The 15,982-nt window shown below is 74.8% G+C and carries 12 protein-coding genes; 7 read left to right on the top strand and 5 right to left on the bottom strand.

The window, feature by feature from the left end; genetic code table 11:
* Positions 1 to 284 precede the first annotated feature (284 nt).
* The 5 genes from ATM99_RS15845 to ATM99_RS15860 all read left to right on the top strand — a co-directional run bounded on the left by ATM99_RS15845 (position 285) and on the right by ATM99_RS15860 (position 7,400).
* The gene (locus ATM99_RS15845) at positions 285 to 3,974 is read left to right on the top strand and encodes an endo-1,4-beta-xylanase (protein ID WP_062103810.1); all 3,690 of its coding nucleotides are present in this window, start codon (positions 285 to 287) and stop codon (positions 3,972 to 3,974) included.
* 236 nt (positions 3,975 to 4,210) lie between these two features.
* The gene (gene nadC, locus ATM99_RS15850) at positions 4,211 to 5,224 is read left to right on the top strand and encodes a carboxylating nicotinate-nucleotide diphosphorylase (RefSeq protein WP_062103817.1); all 1,014 of its coding nucleotides are present in this window, start codon (positions 4,211 to 4,213) and stop codon (positions 5,222 to 5,224) included.
* A gap of 87 nt (positions 5,225 to 5,311) precedes the next feature.
* Positions 5,312 to 6,778 carry a lysine--tRNA ligase gene (gene lysS, locus ATM99_RS15855; RefSeq protein ID WP_223305193.1) on the top strand — a complete coding sequence of 489 codons (1,467 nt, stop codon included), beginning with the start codon at positions 5,312 to 5,314 and terminating at the stop codon, positions 6,776 to 6,778.
* Positions 6,779 to 6,800: 22 nt separating this feature from the next.
* The gene (locus tag ATM99_RS19480; RefSeq protein ID WP_190278859.1) at positions 6,801 to 6,965 is read left to right on the top strand and encodes a hypothetical protein; all 165 of its coding nucleotides are present in this window, start codon (positions 6,801 to 6,803) and stop codon (positions 6,963 to 6,965) included.
* A gap of 90 nt (positions 6,966 to 7,055) precedes the next feature.
* Positions 7,056 to 7,400: an Lsr2 family protein gene (locus tag ATM99_RS15860; RefSeq protein ID WP_062103811.1), complete on the top strand. Its 345-nt coding sequence runs from the start codon at positions 7,056 to 7,058 to the stop codon at positions 7,398 to 7,400.
* Positions 7,401 to 7,489: 89 nt separating this feature from the next.
* Here the strand turns inward: ATM99_RS15860 and xylB are convergent, their stop codons facing one another.
* Together xylB and xylA are read right to left on the bottom strand one after the other, a co-directional pair.
* On the bottom strand, positions 7,490 to 8,929 hold the full coding sequence (gene xylB, locus ATM99_RS15865) for a xylulokinase (protein ID WP_062103812.1): 1,440 nt from the start codon (positions 8,927 to 8,929) through the stop codon (positions 7,490 to 7,492).
* 146 nt (positions 8,930 to 9,075) lie between these two features.
* Positions 9,076 to 10,266 carry a xylose isomerase gene (xylA, locus tag ATM99_RS15870; RefSeq protein WP_062103813.1) on the bottom strand — a complete coding sequence of 397 codons (1,191 nt, stop codon included), beginning with the start codon at positions 10,264 to 10,266 and terminating at the stop codon, positions 9,076 to 9,078.
* 98 nt (positions 10,267 to 10,364) lie between these two features.
* On the opposite strand from xylA, the gene ATM99_RS15875 reads away from it, so the two are divergent.
* The gene (locus ATM99_RS15875) at positions 10,365 to 11,660 is read left to right on the top strand and encodes an ROK family transcriptional regulator (RefSeq protein ID WP_082659906.1); all 1,296 of its coding nucleotides are present in this window, start codon (positions 10,365 to 10,367) and stop codon (positions 11,658 to 11,660) included.
* Positions 11,661 to 12,061: 401 nt separating this feature from the next.
* Positions 12,062 to 13,144, top strand: coding sequence for a beta-propeller fold lactonase family protein (locus tag ATM99_RS15880; RefSeq protein ID WP_062103820.1), 1,083 nt, complete (start codon positions 12,062 to 12,064; stop codon positions 13,142 to 13,144).
* A 138-nt stretch (positions 13,145 to 13,282) separates the two neighbouring features.
* On the opposite strand, the gene ATM99_RS15885 is transcribed toward ATM99_RS15880, so the two are convergent.
* From ATM99_RS15885 to ATM99_RS15895, 3 genes are all read right to left on the bottom strand, one after another.
* On the bottom strand, positions 13,283 to 13,927 hold the full coding sequence (locus tag ATM99_RS15885; protein ID WP_062103814.1) for a response regulator transcription factor: 645 nt from the start codon (positions 13,925 to 13,927) through the stop codon (positions 13,283 to 13,285).
* Positions 13,924 to 15,231, bottom strand: a complete 1,308-nt coding sequence (locus tag ATM99_RS15890) for a sensor histidine kinase (protein ID WP_082659910.1) — start codon at positions 15,229 to 15,231, stop codon at positions 13,924 to 13,926. Before ATM99_RS15890 ends, ATM99_RS15885 begins: the two co-directional genes overlap by 4 nt.
* 90 nt (positions 15,232 to 15,321) lie before the next feature.
* A complete protein-coding gene (locus ATM99_RS15895) occupies positions 15,322 to 15,909 on the bottom strand; it encodes a TetR/AcrR family transcriptional regulator (RefSeq protein WP_062103816.1) in 588 nt (195 codons plus the stop codon).
* Between the last annotated feature and the right edge of the window lie 73 nt (positions 15,910 to 15,982).

Raw genomic sequence — 15,982 nt, forward strand, 5'->3', positions numbered from 1 at the left:
CGGGCGGCGGGTGACGGTGCGGTGCGGGTGGGGACGTCGACGGTCGGCGGCGCGTCCGGCCCGGGGGTGACGGGCGTGGGCGCCTAGTCGCGGCGAGCTCGGAGCAAGCGCGCCGAAACTTTCGACTCGGTGGTGTGGCAAGGGGTGATCTCGTCGCGCGCACCCCCTGGTCAATCGCCCAGATCCCCCGTACGTTGGTCCGACGAGATCGGACTTCTGTGCGCAAGGGAGCGTCAATGCGTCGGATCAGGCACCGCGGTGTGCTCGAAACTATCGGAGCGGGTGTGGCGACGGCCGCGCTCGTGGTCACCCCCGTCGTCGCCATCGGCACCGCCGCCGGTGCCGCCGAGCCCGAGGTCGTGCTCAGCGCGTCGTTCGACGACGGGACCCTGAGCGGCTGGACCCCGAGCGGGGACGTCGAGCTCGGCTACGTCGAGGTCGACGGCGGCCGGGCGCTGCAGGTGACGGACCGCACGCTGGACTTCGAGGGCATCGAGTCGCCCGCGCTCGACGTCACTGCGGGCACCACCTACACGTTCACGATGAAGGCACGGCTCGCGGAGGGCACCGACGGCACCGCCGACGTGCGGTTCGTCGCCAAGCCGGACTACACGTGGATCGGTGACACGACCATCGACGCCGATGGCTGGACCACCGTCACGGGCACCTTCACGCCCACGGCCGACGCGTCGCGCACCGTCTACCTCGGCACGTCGCACCTGTCGGGCGACACCGCCGCGGCCGGCGACCCCGGCACGCCGTACACGTACCTCGTCGACGACGTCGAGGTCACCGCGACGCCGGCCGACCCCGGCACGGGCGAGCCGCCCGCCCAGGTCGACCTGACGTTCGACTTCGAGGACGGCACGCTGCAGGGCTGGGAGCCGCGTGCGACCCAGGAGGGCGCCGCGACCGTCGAGGTCGTCGGCTCCGGCGCGCACGGCGGCGACCACGCCGCGCGCGTGGCCGACCGGGTGCACCAGGGGCAGGGCATCCAGCTCCCGGTGACCGACGTGCTGACGCCCGGCGCGCAGTACGAGTACGAGGCCTGGCTGCGCTTCGAGGAGGACCCGGGCACGCTCGTCCTGAGCGCGCGCACCGAGACCGACGGCGCGAGCACCTACGCCAACATCGCGACGCTCGCGGGCGTGACCACCGAGTGGACGCGCGTGGGCGGCATCTTCACGATGCCGGCGTTCGGCACCGCGGCCGAGCTCTACCTCGAGACGCAGTACGACGGCGGCAACGCGGGCAACACCTCGACGTTCCTGCTCGACGACGTCTCGATCGCGACCCCGCAGGTCGAGGTCGAGGACCTCACGCCGCTGCGCGACACCGTGCCGTTCCCCCTGGGCGTCGCGATCGACCAGCGCGAGACCCTCGGCTCGTCGCGCGACCTCATGACCCGGCACTTCTCCCAGGTCACGGCCGAGAACCACATGAAGCCGTACGCCTGGTACGACGCCGACCGGAACTTCCGGATGGACCCGCAGGCCAAGGCCATCCTCGACACGGCCGTCGCGCAGGACCAGCGCGTCTACGGGCACGTGCTGGTGTGGCACGGCCAGAACCCCGGCCAGACCGACGCCGACCCCGACACGGGGACACCCGCCAACCCGGGCTGGATGTTCCTCGACGAGAACGGCGTGCAGCTGACGTCGAGCCCGCAGGACCAGGCGCTGCTGCGCGAGCGCATGCGGACGCACATCTTCTCGGTCGCGCAGACCCTGGCCGACGCGTACGGGCCGTTCGGGTCCGACACCAACCCGCTCGTCGCGTGGGACGTCGTCAACGAGGTCGTCGCCGACGGCGGCGAGAACCCCGACGGCATGCGCCGGTCGGCCTGGTTCGCGATCCTCGGCGAGGAGTTCGTCGACCTCGCGTTCCGCTACGCCGACGAGGCGTTCAACGACGAGTACGCGGCGCCGGGCACCGACCGCCCCGTGACCTTGTTCATCAACGACTACAGCACCGAGGCGATCGGCAAGCAGGACCGGTACTTCGCGCTCGTCTCGCGGCTGCTCGAGCGCGGCGTGCCGGTCGACGGCGTCGGGCACCAGTTCCACGTGAGCCTGTCGACGCCGGTCTCGGCGCTCGAGGCCGCGCTGACGCGCTTCGAGGCGCTGCCGGTCACGCAGGCCGTCACCGAGCTCGACGTCGCCACGGGCACACCCGTGACCGAGGCGCGGCTCATCGAGCAGGGCTACTACTACCGCGACGCGTTCGAGCTGTTCCGCGACAAGGCGGACTCGCTGTTCTCGGTGACGGTCTGGGGCCTGTTCGACGGCCGCAGCTGGGTCAACGACAACGGTGCGCCGCTGCTGTTCGACGACCGGCTGCAGGCCAAGCCCGCGTACTACGGTGCGGCCGGCCTCGAGCTGCCGGGGCGCATCGCGTCCGCCGAGTCGTTCGGCGGCGAGCTCGCGGTCGACGCCGCGGCGCTCGAGGCGCCTGAGTGGGACCAGCTGCCGCTCGAGCCGATCGGTGAGGACGGCGCCGCGGGTGGTCTGCAGACCCGCTGGACGGCCGACGGGCTGACGGTCCTGGCGCAGGTCCCGGCCGGCACCGACGCGCTGCGCGTCACGGTCGGCACGACGACCTACGAGGTCCCGCGCACGGGCGAGGGCGACCTGCCCGCGGTGTGGGCCGAGCACGGCGACGGCCTGCGGGTCGTCCTGCGCGCGCCGCTCGACGGCGCCGCGCAGGGCGACGTGCTCGCCTTCAACCTCGGCGTCGTCCGGGGTGAGCAGGTCACGTCGTGGTCCGGCCGCGCCGGGTCGCTCGCGCTGGTCGAGCCGCTGTCGTACCTCGAGGTCCCGGCCGCCGCGGCGGGCGTCCCCGAGGTCGACGGCGTGGTCGACGCGGCGTGGGACGGCGTCCCGGCCGTGACGACCGGCAAGCAGACCTCGGGCACGGGCACCGCCACGGCGCAGGTCCGCACGCTGTGGGACGCCGACACGCTGTACGTCCTGGCCGAGGTCACGGACCCGTCGGTCGACGCGACCGCCACCCAGCCCTGGGAGCGGGACTCGGTCGAGATCTACGTCGACGCGGGGAACTCCAAGAACGGCGCCTACCTGCCCACCGACATGCAGCTGCGCGTCGGTGCCGACGGCGAGGTGACGTTCGGCAACGGACCCGCCGACCAGGGCGACCGGGTGCGCACCGCGACCGCGGCCACCGACGACGGGTACGTCGTGGAGGTCGCCGTCGACCTGCTCGAGCGCGGCGGCGAGGGCACGTTCCACGGCGTCGACTTCCAGGTCAACGACGCCACGGGCGGCTCGCGCATCGGCATCACCAACTGGGCCGACCCCACGGGGCAGGGCTACCAGTCGACCGCGCGGTGGGGCGTCGCCCGGCTCGTCGCGGCACCGACCCCCGAGCCCGAGGGCCCGGCCACGGCGGCACCGACCGCGCCCGTGCTGTCGCACGACAACTGGGACGGCGACGGCGACTTCCGGGTGCTGTCGTCCATGTGGTGGGGCCAGAACGCCGAGCAGCTGACCCTGCTGGAGAACGGGCAGCCGATCGCCACGCGGGACGTCGTGGACGCGACGCCCGCCCTGCAGGTCGTGTCGTTCGACGTCGCGGGCCGGCTCGACGGCACGTACGTCTACGAGGTCGTCGCGACCAACCGCCACGGCTCGACGACGAGCGCCGCGCTCACGGTCGACGTGCGCAACGCCCGCCCCGCACCGCCGGTCCTGTGGCACGACAACTGGGACGGCGACGGGTCGTACACCGTCACGATGAACATGTGGTGGGGCACGAACGCCACGACGTACCGCCTGTACGAGGACGGCGTGCTCGTCGACACCCAGGCGCTCACGCCGCGCGGCCGTGACGCGCAGAGCGCCGTGACCCGCCTGACGGGCCGCTCGCCGGGCGTCCACGTCTACACCGCCGAGTTGTCCAACGCCGCGGGCACCACCCGGAGCGTCCCGCTCCCCGTGCTCGTCTGGCGCCGCTGACGGCTCGCCCAGGTCCGGGCCCCACCGGTCGGCCCCTCCCGCCGACCGGTGGGGCCCGTCTGTGCCGGGCCACCGCGCGCCCGCGCGTCCGGGCACGGCCGCCAACTGGTCACAGGTGAGCCGTCGGGCCCCGGAACTGGTCACGGATGTGACCAGTTCCGGGGCTGGGTGCCGTCCGGGCCCGGTCCGGGGCCGACCGGCGCGGGGTGGGCGTGCGGGCGGCTACCGTGACGCTCGTGCCGGTCGACCAGCAGCCCCTCGCGTCCCTCCCGAGCCCCGTCCTCCCGAGCCCCGTCCTGCCCGGCGACCCGGGGCCCGACCCGGCCGCGGTCGAGCGCCTCGTCGCGGTCGCGCTCGACGAGGACCTGGGAGCCACGCCCGGGCGCGACGTCACGACGCAGTCGACGGTCGACGCCGCCGCCCGCGGTCGGGCCGACGTCGTCGCGCGCGAGGCCGGTGCGGTCGCGGGGCTCGTCGTGGTTCCGGTCGTGCTCGACCAGGTCGCCGACCGCCTGGGCCTGCCGCGCGCCCACGTCGCGTGGTTCGTCGCCGACGGCGCCGTGGTCGAGGCCGGGACCGTCCTGGCGACGATCACCGGGCCGACCCACGTGCTGCTCGTCGCCGAGCGCACGCTGCTCAACCTCGTCTCGCGCGCGTCGGGCGTCGCGACGCACACCCACCGGTGGACGCGCGCGCTCGCGGGCACGGGTGCCCAGGTGCTCGACACCCGCAAGACCACACCGGGCCTGCGGACGCTCGAGAAGTACGCGGTGCGCTGCGGCGGCGGCACCAACAAGCGCATGGGCCTGTACGACGTCGCGATGGTCAAGGACAACCACGTCGTCGCCGCGGGCTCGGTCGCGGCCGCGGTGCGCGCCGTGCGCGAGCGGCACCCCGAGGTCGCCGTGCAGGTCGAGGTCGACCGCCCCGAGCAGGCCGACGAGGCGCTCGACGCGGGCGCGGACTTCCTGCTGCTCGACAACATGCCGACCGAGGTGCTGGCCGCGACGGTCGCCCGCGTGCGTGCCCGCGAGGGGGCGACGGGCCGGGTGGACCTCGAGGCGACGGGCAACCTCACGCTCGACCGTGCGCGCGAGGTCGCGCTCACGGGCGTCGACTTCCTGTCGGTCGGCGGCCTGACCCACTCCTCGCCGATCCTCGACGTCGCGCTCGACCTCGACCCGCGCTCGGTCGTGGCGCCCGGGTCGCGCGCGGGCGACGACGCCGGGGAGGGCGTCGCGCGCCCGTAGAATCCCGGGGTGACCGAACGCACCGCACCCGCCGACCCGACCGCCGCCGACGCGGCGGAGCCCGCCGTGGACGACGTCCCCGAGCAGATGCGCGTGCGCCGGTCCAAGCGCGAGCGGCTGCTCGCCTCGGGGGTCGAGGCGTACCCCGTGTCGGTGCCGCGCACGCACACCATCGAGGACGTGCGCGCCGCGCACCCCGACCTTGAGCCGGGCACCGAGACCGACGACGTCGTGGGCGTCGCCGGGCGCGTGGTCTTCCTGCGCAACACCGGCAAGCTCGCGTTCGCGACGCTGCAGGACGGCGCCGGCACGCGCCTGCAGGCCATGCTGTCGGAGAAGGAGGTCGGCGCCGACGCGCTGGCCGCGTTCAAGGCCGACGTCGACCTCGGCGACCACGTCTTCGTGCACGGCCGCGTCATCTCCTCGCGGCGCGGCGAGCTGTCCGTGATGGCCGACGAATGGCGCATGGCCGCGAAGTCCATCCGCCCGTTGCCGAACCTCTACGAGGGCACCGAGATGTCCGAGGAGGCGCGTGTCCGGCAGCGTTACGTCGATCTGATCGTGCGTCCGGGAGCGCGGGAGATGGTGCGCCTGCGGTCGGCGGTCGTGCGGTCGTTGCGGGAGAACTTCTACCGCCGCGGATATCTCGAGCTCGAGACCCCGATGCTCCAGGTGCGTCCCGAGGGGGCGGCCGCGCGGCAGTTCGAGACGCACATGAACGCGTTCGACATCGACCTGTACCTGCGGATCGCGCCCGAGCTGTTCCTCAAGCGTGCGGCCGTCGGTGGCGTCGAGAAGGTCTTCGAGATCAACCGGAACTTCCGCAACGAAGGCGTCGACTCGACGCATTCGCCGGAGTTCGCGATGCTCGAGGCGTACGAGGCCTACGGCGACTACGACACCATGGCGGCCCTGACGCAGGACCTCGTGCAGACCGCGGCGCTCGACGCGCTCGGCACCACGGTGGTCACGCTCGCCGACGGCAGCGAGTACGACCTGGGCGGCACGTGGACGTCGCTGACCATGTACGGCTCCCTCTCGGAGGCCCTGGGCGAGGAGATCACGCACGACACGTCCGACGAGCGGCTGCTCGCGCTGCTGGACGCCGCCGAGGTCGAGCTGGCGCCCGCGCAGCGCAACCACGGCAAGATGGTCGAGGAGCTGTGGGAGCACCACGTCGGCTCGACCCTGTGGGCGCCGACGTTCGTCCGCGACTTCCCGGTCGAGACGTCGCCCCTGACGCGCGACCACCGCACCGAGCGCGGCCTGGTCGAGAAGTGGGACCTGTACGTGCGCGGCATGGAGCTCGCGACCGCGTACTCCGAGCTCGTCGACCCCGTGGTGCAGCGCGAGCGGTTCGAGGCGCAGGCGCTGCTCGCGGCGCGCGGCGACGACGAGGCGATGCGCATCGACGAGGACTTCCTCGCCGCGATGGAGCACGCGATGCCCCCGTCGGGAGGGATGGGCATGGGCGTCGACCGCCTGCTCATCGCCATGACGGGTCACGGTATTCGTGACACCATCCCATTCCCGCTCGTGAAGCCGCAGGTCTGACGTTGTCATCGGTGGAGGATTCGTGAGTGACTGGGGAGCTGTTCTCGCAGCGTTGCTGCCGTCGATCGGCGTCGGTCTGATCTTCTGGTTCTCGATGCGCGCGATCATCAACGCCGACCGCTCGGAGCGCCGGGCGATCGCGCGCATGGAGGCCGAGAGCGAGCACAGCGGGCGCACAGACGGTTGAGAATGGGGCGGGTTGCGTTTGACGCGCTCAATGTCGGGTGAGACAGTGAGCCCCGTCAGCTTCAAATCCCCCATTGCCCTGGAGCATTCAATGGCACAGAAGGTGCAGGTCCTGCTGGTCGACGACATCGACGGCGGGACGGCGGACGAGACCGTCACGTTCGGTCTCGACGGCGTGACGTACGAGATCGACCTCACGTCGGAGAACGCCGCGAAGCTGCGCGACGCGTTCGCGCAGTGGGTCGCCAACGGCCGCAAGGTCAGCGGTCGCTCCTCGGGCCGGTCGGCGGGCCGCGCCGCCTCGACGTCGTCGCGCTCGGCACGCTCGAACGAGGCGCAGGAGATCCGTGAGTGGGCGAAGGCCAACGGGTACCAGGTCTCGGAGCGCGGCCGCATCTCGGCCGAGGTCAAGAAGGCGTACGACGACGCCCACTGAGCGTCGTCGCGTCGCCCAGGGGGTTGCGACGTCGCACGAAGGGGCCGGCACCCGAGGGTGCCGGCCCCTTCGTCGTTCCCGGACGCGGTTCAGGCGGGGCGGTCGACCGTGAGCTCGCGGGCCGCGGCGTACTGCGCGCGCACGTGCGGCTCGGGCGTGCCGGTCATGACCTCGGCGCCGGTCGACGCCGACCACGCGGGCGGCGCGTCCTGACCGGACAGCACCCACGCCGCCTGCCGCGCGGCGCCGTCGGCGACGTACTCGCCGGGGGTGGGGACCTGCACGTCGAGGCCGAGGATGCCCGGCAGCACGTGCCGCACGGCCTCCGACTGCGCGCCGCCGCCGATGAGGAAGACGCGCTCGACCGGGACGCCGACCGCGCGCAGCGCGTCGATGCCGTCGGCCAGCGAGCAGAGCATGCCCTCGACCGCCGCGCGCGCGAGGTGCGCGGGCGTCGTGTTGGCCAGGCGCATGCCGTGCAGCGCGCCCGTGGCCAGCGGCTTGTTGGGCGTGCGCTCACCCTCGAGGTACGGGATGTGCACGAGGCCGTCGGCGCCCGCGGGGGCCGACAGCGCGAGGCGCGACAGGCCCGCGTGGTCGACGCCCAGCATGCGGGCCGCGGCGTCGAGCACGCGCGACGCGTTGAGCGTGCACGCGAGCGGCAGGTAGGAGCCGGTCGCGTCGGCGAAGCCCGTGACGAGGCCGGATCCGTCGGCCGTCGGGGCGGCGGCCACGGCGGAGACGACGCCCGACGTGCCCAGCGACACCGCGACGTCGCCGGGCAGCAGGCCCAGCGCGAGGGCCGCGGCCGCGTTGTCGCCGGCACCGGGTCCGAGGACCGGGCGCAGTGCGAACCCGGGGGCCACGGGGCCCGCCTCGTTGGCGGCGAGAACGCGCGGCAGGCGCGGCGTCGACCCGAGCGCGAGCTCCAGCAGGTCGGTGCGGTAGTCCTCGGTGAACGGCGACCAGTAGCCCGTGCCGGACGCGTCGGACCGGTCCGTCACGAGGCCGTCGAACCCGACCTCGGCCATGCCGCCGGCGAGCTTCCAGGTGAGCCAGTCGTGGGGGAGCGCCACGGCCGCGACCCGCGCCGCGTTCTCCGGCTCGGCGTCGCGCAGCCAGCGCAGCTTCGTGACCGTGAGCGACGCGACGGGCACCGAGCCGATGGCCGACGCCCACGCCTGGGCACCGGCGGCCGCGTCACCGTCGCCGAGCTCGGCGACGAGGTCCAGCGCGGCCCGCGCCGAGCGCGTGTCGTTCCACAGCAGCGCCTCGCGGACCACCTCGCCGTCGGCGTCGAGCACGACCATGCCGTGCTGCTGCCCGCCCACGCTGATCGCCTCGACGTCGTCGAGGCCGCCCGCGTCCGCGATCGCGGCCTGCAGCGCGTCCCACCAGTGGTGGGGGTGGACCTCGGTGCCGTCGGGGTGCTTCGCGCGGCCCTGGCGCACCAGCGCACCGGTCTGCGCGTCCCGCACCACCACCTTGCACGACTGCGTGGACGAGTCCACACCTGCCACGAGCGTCATCGCGTGTGCTCCTCTGCGAGCGGCCCGGGCGTGCCGGGCGTCGGGTGTCCGAGCGGGGGTCCTGCCGGCCCGCTCGGACGTCGGGTGCCGGGGACGGGCGACGCCCGGGGAGCGCGAGGCTCCCCGGGCGTCGGGTGGTGCTGGGGTCAGCCGCGCGCGCCGAGCGCGTGCTCGAGCGCGAGCTGGTTGAGGCGCACGAAGCCGAAGCCGTGCTTGGCCACGCCGTCGACGTCGAAGTCCTCGAACGCCGAGCGGTCGGCGAGGAAGTCGGCCAGCGACTCGCCCTCGTCGAGCGTGGGCTTGGCGAGCTCGAGCACGCCGGCGGCCTCGACGGCCTCCTGGACCTCGGGGTCCTGGCGGAACGCGATGGCGCGCTCCTTGAGGAGCAGGTACGTCGCCATGTTGGCGCGCGCCGACTCCCACACGCCGTCGAAGTCCTCGGTGCGCGAGGGCTTGTAGTCGAAGTGCACCGGGCCGGTGTACTTCGGGCCGCCGCCCGGGAAGCCGTTCTCGAGCAGGTCGACGGTCGCGAAGGCCGAGAACAGGTCGCCGTGGCCGAAGACCAGGTCCTGGTCGTACTTGATGCCGCGCTGGCCGTTGAGGTCGATGTGGAAGAGCTTGTCCGCCCACAGCGCCTGCGCGAGGCCCGTCGTGTAGTTGAGGCCGGCCATCTGCTCGTGGCCCGTCTCGGGGTTGAGGCCGACGATGTCGCCGTGCTCGAGCTTGGCGATGAGGCCCAGCGCGTGGCCGATCGTCGGGAGCAGGATGTCGCCGCGGGGCTCGTTGGGCTTGGGCTCGAGCGCGATGCGCAGCTTGTAGCCCTTCTCCTTGATGTACGCGGCGACCGTGTCGATGCCGTCGGCGTACGCCTGGTGCGCGGCGTAGAGGTCCTTGGCCGAGTCGTACTCGGCGCCCTCGCGGCCGCCCCACATGACGAACGTGTCGGCGTCGAGCGACGCGGCGAGGTCGACGTTGCGCAGGATCTTGCGCAGCGCGTAGCGACGCACGCGGCGGTCGTTGGACGTGAACGCGCCGTCCTTGAAGACGGGGTGCGTGAACGTGTTGGTCGTGACCATCTCGACCGTGATGCCGGTCTCGGCGAGCGCGCCGCGGAAGCGGTCGAGGATCTTCTCGCGCTCGGCGTCCGAGGAGCCGAAGGGGACGACGTCGTCGTCGTGGAAGGTCACGTGCGCCGCGCCGAGCTCGGCGAGCTTGTGCACGGACTCGACCGGGTCGAGCCACGGGCGGGTGGCGGCCCCGAACGGGTCCTGCGCGTTCCATCCGACCGTCCAGAGGCCGAACGAGAACTTGTCGTCGGGGGTGGGCTTGCGAACCATGACGCCTCCACGTCGAGTGCGGTCCGGAGGCGCGTCGATGGCGACCCCGGTTTTGTTCTCGGGATGAATTTATCCCGCGGTCTCGGTAGGGTCAAGCCATGCCGAGGACGGACGACGCACCCGACGCCGCCCCCGGCGACGTCGCCGCGGAGCGTCCCCGGACGCCCCGCACGCGCGAGGGCCGGGCGGCCGAGCGCGTGCCCGACCCGCAGCGCGCGGCCCGGCAGGCGCAGATGCGCACGCACAACCTGTCGGTCGCGCTCGCGCAGGTCGTCGACGCCGCCGAGCCCCCGTCGCGCGCGCAGATCGCCGCCGCGACGGGCCTGTCGCGGGGCGCCGTCACCGGGCTCGTCGACGTGCTCATCGAGGCCGGGCTCGTGCGCGAGCTCGACCCCGTGGTCGTCGCGCGCGCCGGCCGGCCCGCCGTGCCGCTCGCGCCCGCACCGGGTCAGGTCGCGGGCGTCGGCATGGAGGTCAACGTCGACTACCTCGGGCTGCGCGCCGTCGACCTCGCGGGCGACGTGCTCGTCGAGACCGTCGAGCGCGCCGACCTGCGCGCGAGCGACCCCGACGCCGTCCTCGACCGGCTCGCCGCGCTCGCCGGACCGGTCCTCGCGGCGCTGTCCGCCGACGGCGTGCGCGTCGCCGGCACCGCGCTCGCGCTGCCCGGGCTCGTCGACCGCATCACCGGCCCGCTGCGCTACGCGCCCAACCTCGGGTGGCGCGACGTCGACGTCGTCGCGCGCCTCGCCGCCCACCCCGTGCTCGCCGGGCTGCCGCCGCGCGTCGCCAACGAGGCCAACCTCGCCGCGCGCGCCGAGGCGCACGCGCGCCGGGGTGCCGTCGCGCCGTCCTTCCTCTACGTGTCCGGCGAGGTCGGCGTCGGTGGTGCGCTCGTGCTGGACGGCGAGATCTTCCTCGGCCGGCACGGCTGGAGCGGCGAGATCGGGCACGTCGTCGTGGGTGCGGGACCCGACGCGTCGATGCCGGTGTCGCTCGAGCAGCGCGCCGGGCAGGACGCGATCGCGCGCGCGGCGGGCCTGGCTCCCGGGACGCCGTTCGCCGACGTCGTCGCCGCGGTCGAGGCGGGCGACCCGCGCGCGCTCGACGCCGTGCGCGGGGCCGGGCGGTGGCTCGGGCTCGCGGTGTCGACCGTCGCCAACGTCGTCGACGTCAGCGAGGTCGTGCTCGGCGGCACGTTCGGGCTCGTGTTCGACCAGGTCCGCGGTGCCGTGGCCGACGCGCTCGCCGACCGTGTGATCTTCGCCGACTGGTCGTCGCCGTCGGTGTCCCGCTCGCGCGCCGGGGACTACCCGGCCATGACGGGCGGCGCACTCGCGGTGCTGCGCACGGTCGTCGCCGACCCCACCCCCTGGATCGCCGCGGCGTCCTGACCCGCCGGCACGTCGGTCGTCGCCGCGTCCCGAGCCGTCGTCTCCCGGGCTCAGTCTTCGGTGCCGTCGTCTCCCGGGCCCTCGTCTCCCGGGCTGCCTCGTCGCGGCGGGACGTCCGCGTCCGGATGCCAGGACCGGCTCGTCGCGAGCCCGGGCTGACGTCGCTCATCGGATCGATGAGCGATCCCAGCCCGGTCTCGCGGGCGCCACGTCCCACGTCGCGGACGGGGCGCGGGACGGCCAGGGGCTCCGGAAGGACCCGCTGCTGGTGCTGACGTCGTCGCCCCGCCGGTGGTCCGGCCCTGGTCGCGCCACCCGCCGACGGCCCGGCCCCGGTCATGCAGCCCGCAGGTGCGCCGACCGACGCGTCGACCACGGCGTCCCTGCGTAGGGTCGTCGCCGTGAGCGCGACGACACCCCTGTGGATCGGCACCTTCCCGCACGCCGGCATCGGCACCGAGGCCGGGCTCGGCGAGGGGGTGTGGCGCGTGGACCTCGACCGCGGCACCGGCGCCCTGGGCGAGCCGCGGCTCGTCGTCGAGACCCCCGCGCCCACGTTCGTCGCGACGCACCCTGGCGGCCGCTGGCTGTACGCCGTGGGGGAGAGCGAGCGGGGCACGGTCACGGCGTTCGAGGTCACCGCCGACGGTGGTCTCGTGCCCCGCGCGACCGTGACGTCGGGCGGCTCGGCGCCGTGCCACCTGCTCGTCGTCGACGACGCGCTGCTCGTCGCCAACTACGTCGACGGCGTGCTCGCGGTCGTCCCGCTGACGCCCGACGGCGCGTTCCGTCCGGACGTCACCGCCGCCGGGGTGCCCGCACAGGTCCTCCCGCACGCCGGCTCGGGCCCCGACCGCGACCGCCAGGAGGGCCCGCACGCGCACTTCGTCGCGCTGACGCCCGACCGTCGCCACGTGCTCGTCGCCGACCTCGGCACCGACGAGCTGCGCCGCTACGCGCGGACCGCCGACGGGTCCCTGGTGGCCGACGGCGTCGCCGCGGTGCTGCCCCCGGGCACCGGCCCGCGCCACGTCGTCTTCGCAACCGACGGTGCGCACCTGTACGTCGCGGGCGAGCTCGACGCCGCCGTCCACGTGCTGACCTGGGACGCGGCGACGGCGAGCGCTGCTCCCCGGCAGACCGTCCCCGCGGTGCCTGCGGCGGAGGCGGCCGACGGCGTGCGCCGCTCGCCGTCGCACGTCCTGCTCGACGGCGACCGTCTGCTGCTGGGCGTGCGCGCGCTCGGCCTGCAGGGTCCCGACACGGTCACGGCGTACGACGTCCACGCCGACGGCACGCTCGGCGAGCCGCGCCCCGCCCCGCTGTCGGGCCCGACGCCCCGCCACCTCGCGGTCGTCGACGGCTGGACGGTCGTCGCGCTGCAGGACGCGCACACGCTCGTCGTGCAGGGACCCGACGGCACCCAGGTGGCGGCCGCCGCGCTGCGCTCGCCGGCCTGCGTCGTGCCGGTCGTCACCGCCTGACGCGACCGCACGGCGCACGCCGCACCCTGCGTCGACGGACACCCGCACGGCGCGACGGACAGCGGCGCGCGGCTGTCCCTCGTCCGCCCGACCGTCCGTCGGCGACGCGAGCGCTGCGTGGCCCGGCTGCGCCTGCCGTCAGCCGGGGACGACCACGCCCGCCTCGTACGCTGCGACGACGAGCTGCGCGCGGTCGCGGCGCGCGAGCTTGCGCAGCAGCTCGGACACGTGGGTCTTGACCGTCTGCTCGCCGATCCCGAGCTTCGCGGCGACCTCGGCGTTCGACAGCCCGCCCGCGACGACCGTCAGCACCTCGCGCTCGCGGGGCGTGAGCCGGTCCACGCCCGGCACCTCACGACGGGGTGCGGCGTCGACGTCGGCCAGCAGGTGCCTCGCCACCCTCGGGCCCAGCAGCAGCGCGCCCGCAGCGACGAGGCGCACACCCTCGACGAGCCTCGCCGCGGGCACGTCCTTGAGCAGGAACCCCGAGGCGCCCGCCTCCAGGGCGCGCGTCACGTACTCGTCGAGGTCGAACGTCGTCAGCACGATCACGTGCGTGCCGGGGTGCGCGGCGCGGACGCGCGCTGTCGCGGCGATCCCGTCGAGCCGGGGCATGCGCACGTCGACGAGGGCGACGTCGGGCCGCGTCGCGGCGACCAGCGTCACGAGCTCGACGCCGTCACGGGCGGTACCGACGACCTCGAGGTCGGACGTCGCGCCGAGGATCGTCGTGAAGCCCTCGAGGACGACCGGCTGGTCGTCGGCGACGACGACCCGTGTCACGGCGCGTCGACGGGCAGGGTGACCACGAGCACGAACGTACCGTCGTCGACCTCGGTGCCCACGGAGCCGCCCAGCGCCTCGACGCGCTCGCGCATGCCCGTGAGCCCGTGCGCGGGCGTGCCCGTCGCCCCCACGGCGACCGCGTTGGTCATCCGGAAACCGACGACCCCACCGTCCGCCGCCAGGACGAGGCGGACCGCCGAGTCGCGTGCGTGCCGTCTCGCGTTGCTCAGACCCTCCTGGACCGCCCGGTGCAGCACGTGCCCGACCCCGCCGGCGAGGTCCGGCCACCCGCCCTCCACCGTGACGTCCTGACCAGCGCCCCGTGCCGTTGCCACGAGCGCCGCGACGTCGGACGCGCCGGACAGCGGCTCGAGCGGTGCGTCGTCGCCGCGGCGCAGCACCGTGAGCACGTGCCGCAGCTCGGCCAGGGCGGTGCGTGCGTCGTCGGCGATGCGCGCGAACGCCTGCGCTGCGCGGGGATCCAGGTCGGGGACGCCGTAGGGCGTGCTCTCGGCGCGGACGGCGACGAGCGACACGTGGTGCGCCACCACGTCGTGCAGCTCCCGGGCCAGGCGCGTGCGCTCGGTGACCAGGGCGCTCTCGGCGCGCGCGTCGTCGGCCGCGGCCACGGCCCGCCGCGCCCGAGCCCCGGCGGCGCGCAGCGCGTGCCCGAGCCAGGCGGCGAGGACGAGCGCACCGGCGGCGTACGCGGCCAGGCCCAGCCCCGCCTCCACGCCCGCGAGGCCGGTGGACGGGTAGCCCGGGCCGTGCGGGAACAACGCGGGCATGCCCCCGCGGCCCGACGGGTCGAACCCCTGAGCCCAGGCGACGCCGATCGCGCCGGCCGCCGCCCAGGGGACGAGCGCGACGAGGGGGCGGGACGTCGCGACGACCACCGCGACCGCCGCGACCGCGAGCCACGACGACGCGAGAGCCGTGCCGTACAGGGGGACGAGCGCGAACGGCACGAGCGCGACGACCGTCGCGAGCCACGGCAGGCGGGCGGCGAGCAGCACGGCGACGACCCCGAGCAGCCCTGCGACCGTCGCCACGAGACCGAACCGGTGCTCGTCGCTCGACGCCCAGCCCTGGCGCACGAGCGCCTCCGCCCAGGAGCGGCCGCCGACGGCGTCGGGCAGGAACAAGGGGGTGGCCGCGAGCAGGACGGCGACCGCGAGCGCGAGCACCAGTGCGGCCACGCGCGTCAGCAGCACCGCGTGGTCGAGACGTCGCCAGCGGTCGGCCAGCCACACCGCGACCGGCGGAGGAGGGGCGGACCGGTCTGCGACGGAGGAGCTCATGCCCCCGATCGTGGCGGCGCGGCACCGCCGAGCCCACCCCCGGCGGGGTGAGGGTCCTCCCTCCTGCGGGGGAGGGTCCCGGGTCGCGGGTCAGGCGGGCGCGAGCGCCATGTCGAGCGCCGCGCGGACGAGGGCGCGGCGGTCCGGGGTCGACGGGAGCGTGTCGGCCAGCTGGTCGGCGCCGACCACCGTCGCGAGGCAGACGACGGCGCGCGCCCGGGCGACGTCGCGTGGCAGCCCGAGGGCGGCGAGGAGGGTCGCGACGTGCTCGACCCGGCGTGCGGTGACGCGGCGCACGGCGTCCTGCACACCCTCGCCTGCGGCTTCGAGGTAGAGGTGTCGCTCGCCGGCCCGGTCGGTGCCGCGCGCGGCGACCTCGGTGAAGAGCGCCGTGAGCCGGGCGCGGGCGTCGTCGCCGGAGGTGGTGCGCGCGATGACCTCGTCGGTCTGCTCGGCCTCCCACCGCGCCACGACCGCGTCGACGAGCGCGCGACGGTCGGTGAAGTGCCAGTAGAAGGAGCCCTTGGTCACGCCGAGCGCGCGGGCCACGGCCTCGACGCGGACGGCGGCGAGCCCGCCGGCGCGGAAGGTCGCGACCGCGGCCTCGATCCACCGCTCGCGCGTGACGCGGGCCCCGGCGTCCGCGCGCGATTGCGGGGGAGGGGCTGACGACGGCACGTCCGTACGCTACCGTACGGAAATCCATACGCCACCGTACGGAGGGCTCGTGACGACCGACGCACCCCCACCC

Origin of the sequence: Cellulomonas sp. B6 (assembly GCF_001462455.1) — a bacterium.
GTDB lineage: Bacteria > Actinomycetota > Actinomycetes > Actinomycetales > Cellulomonadaceae > Cellulomonas.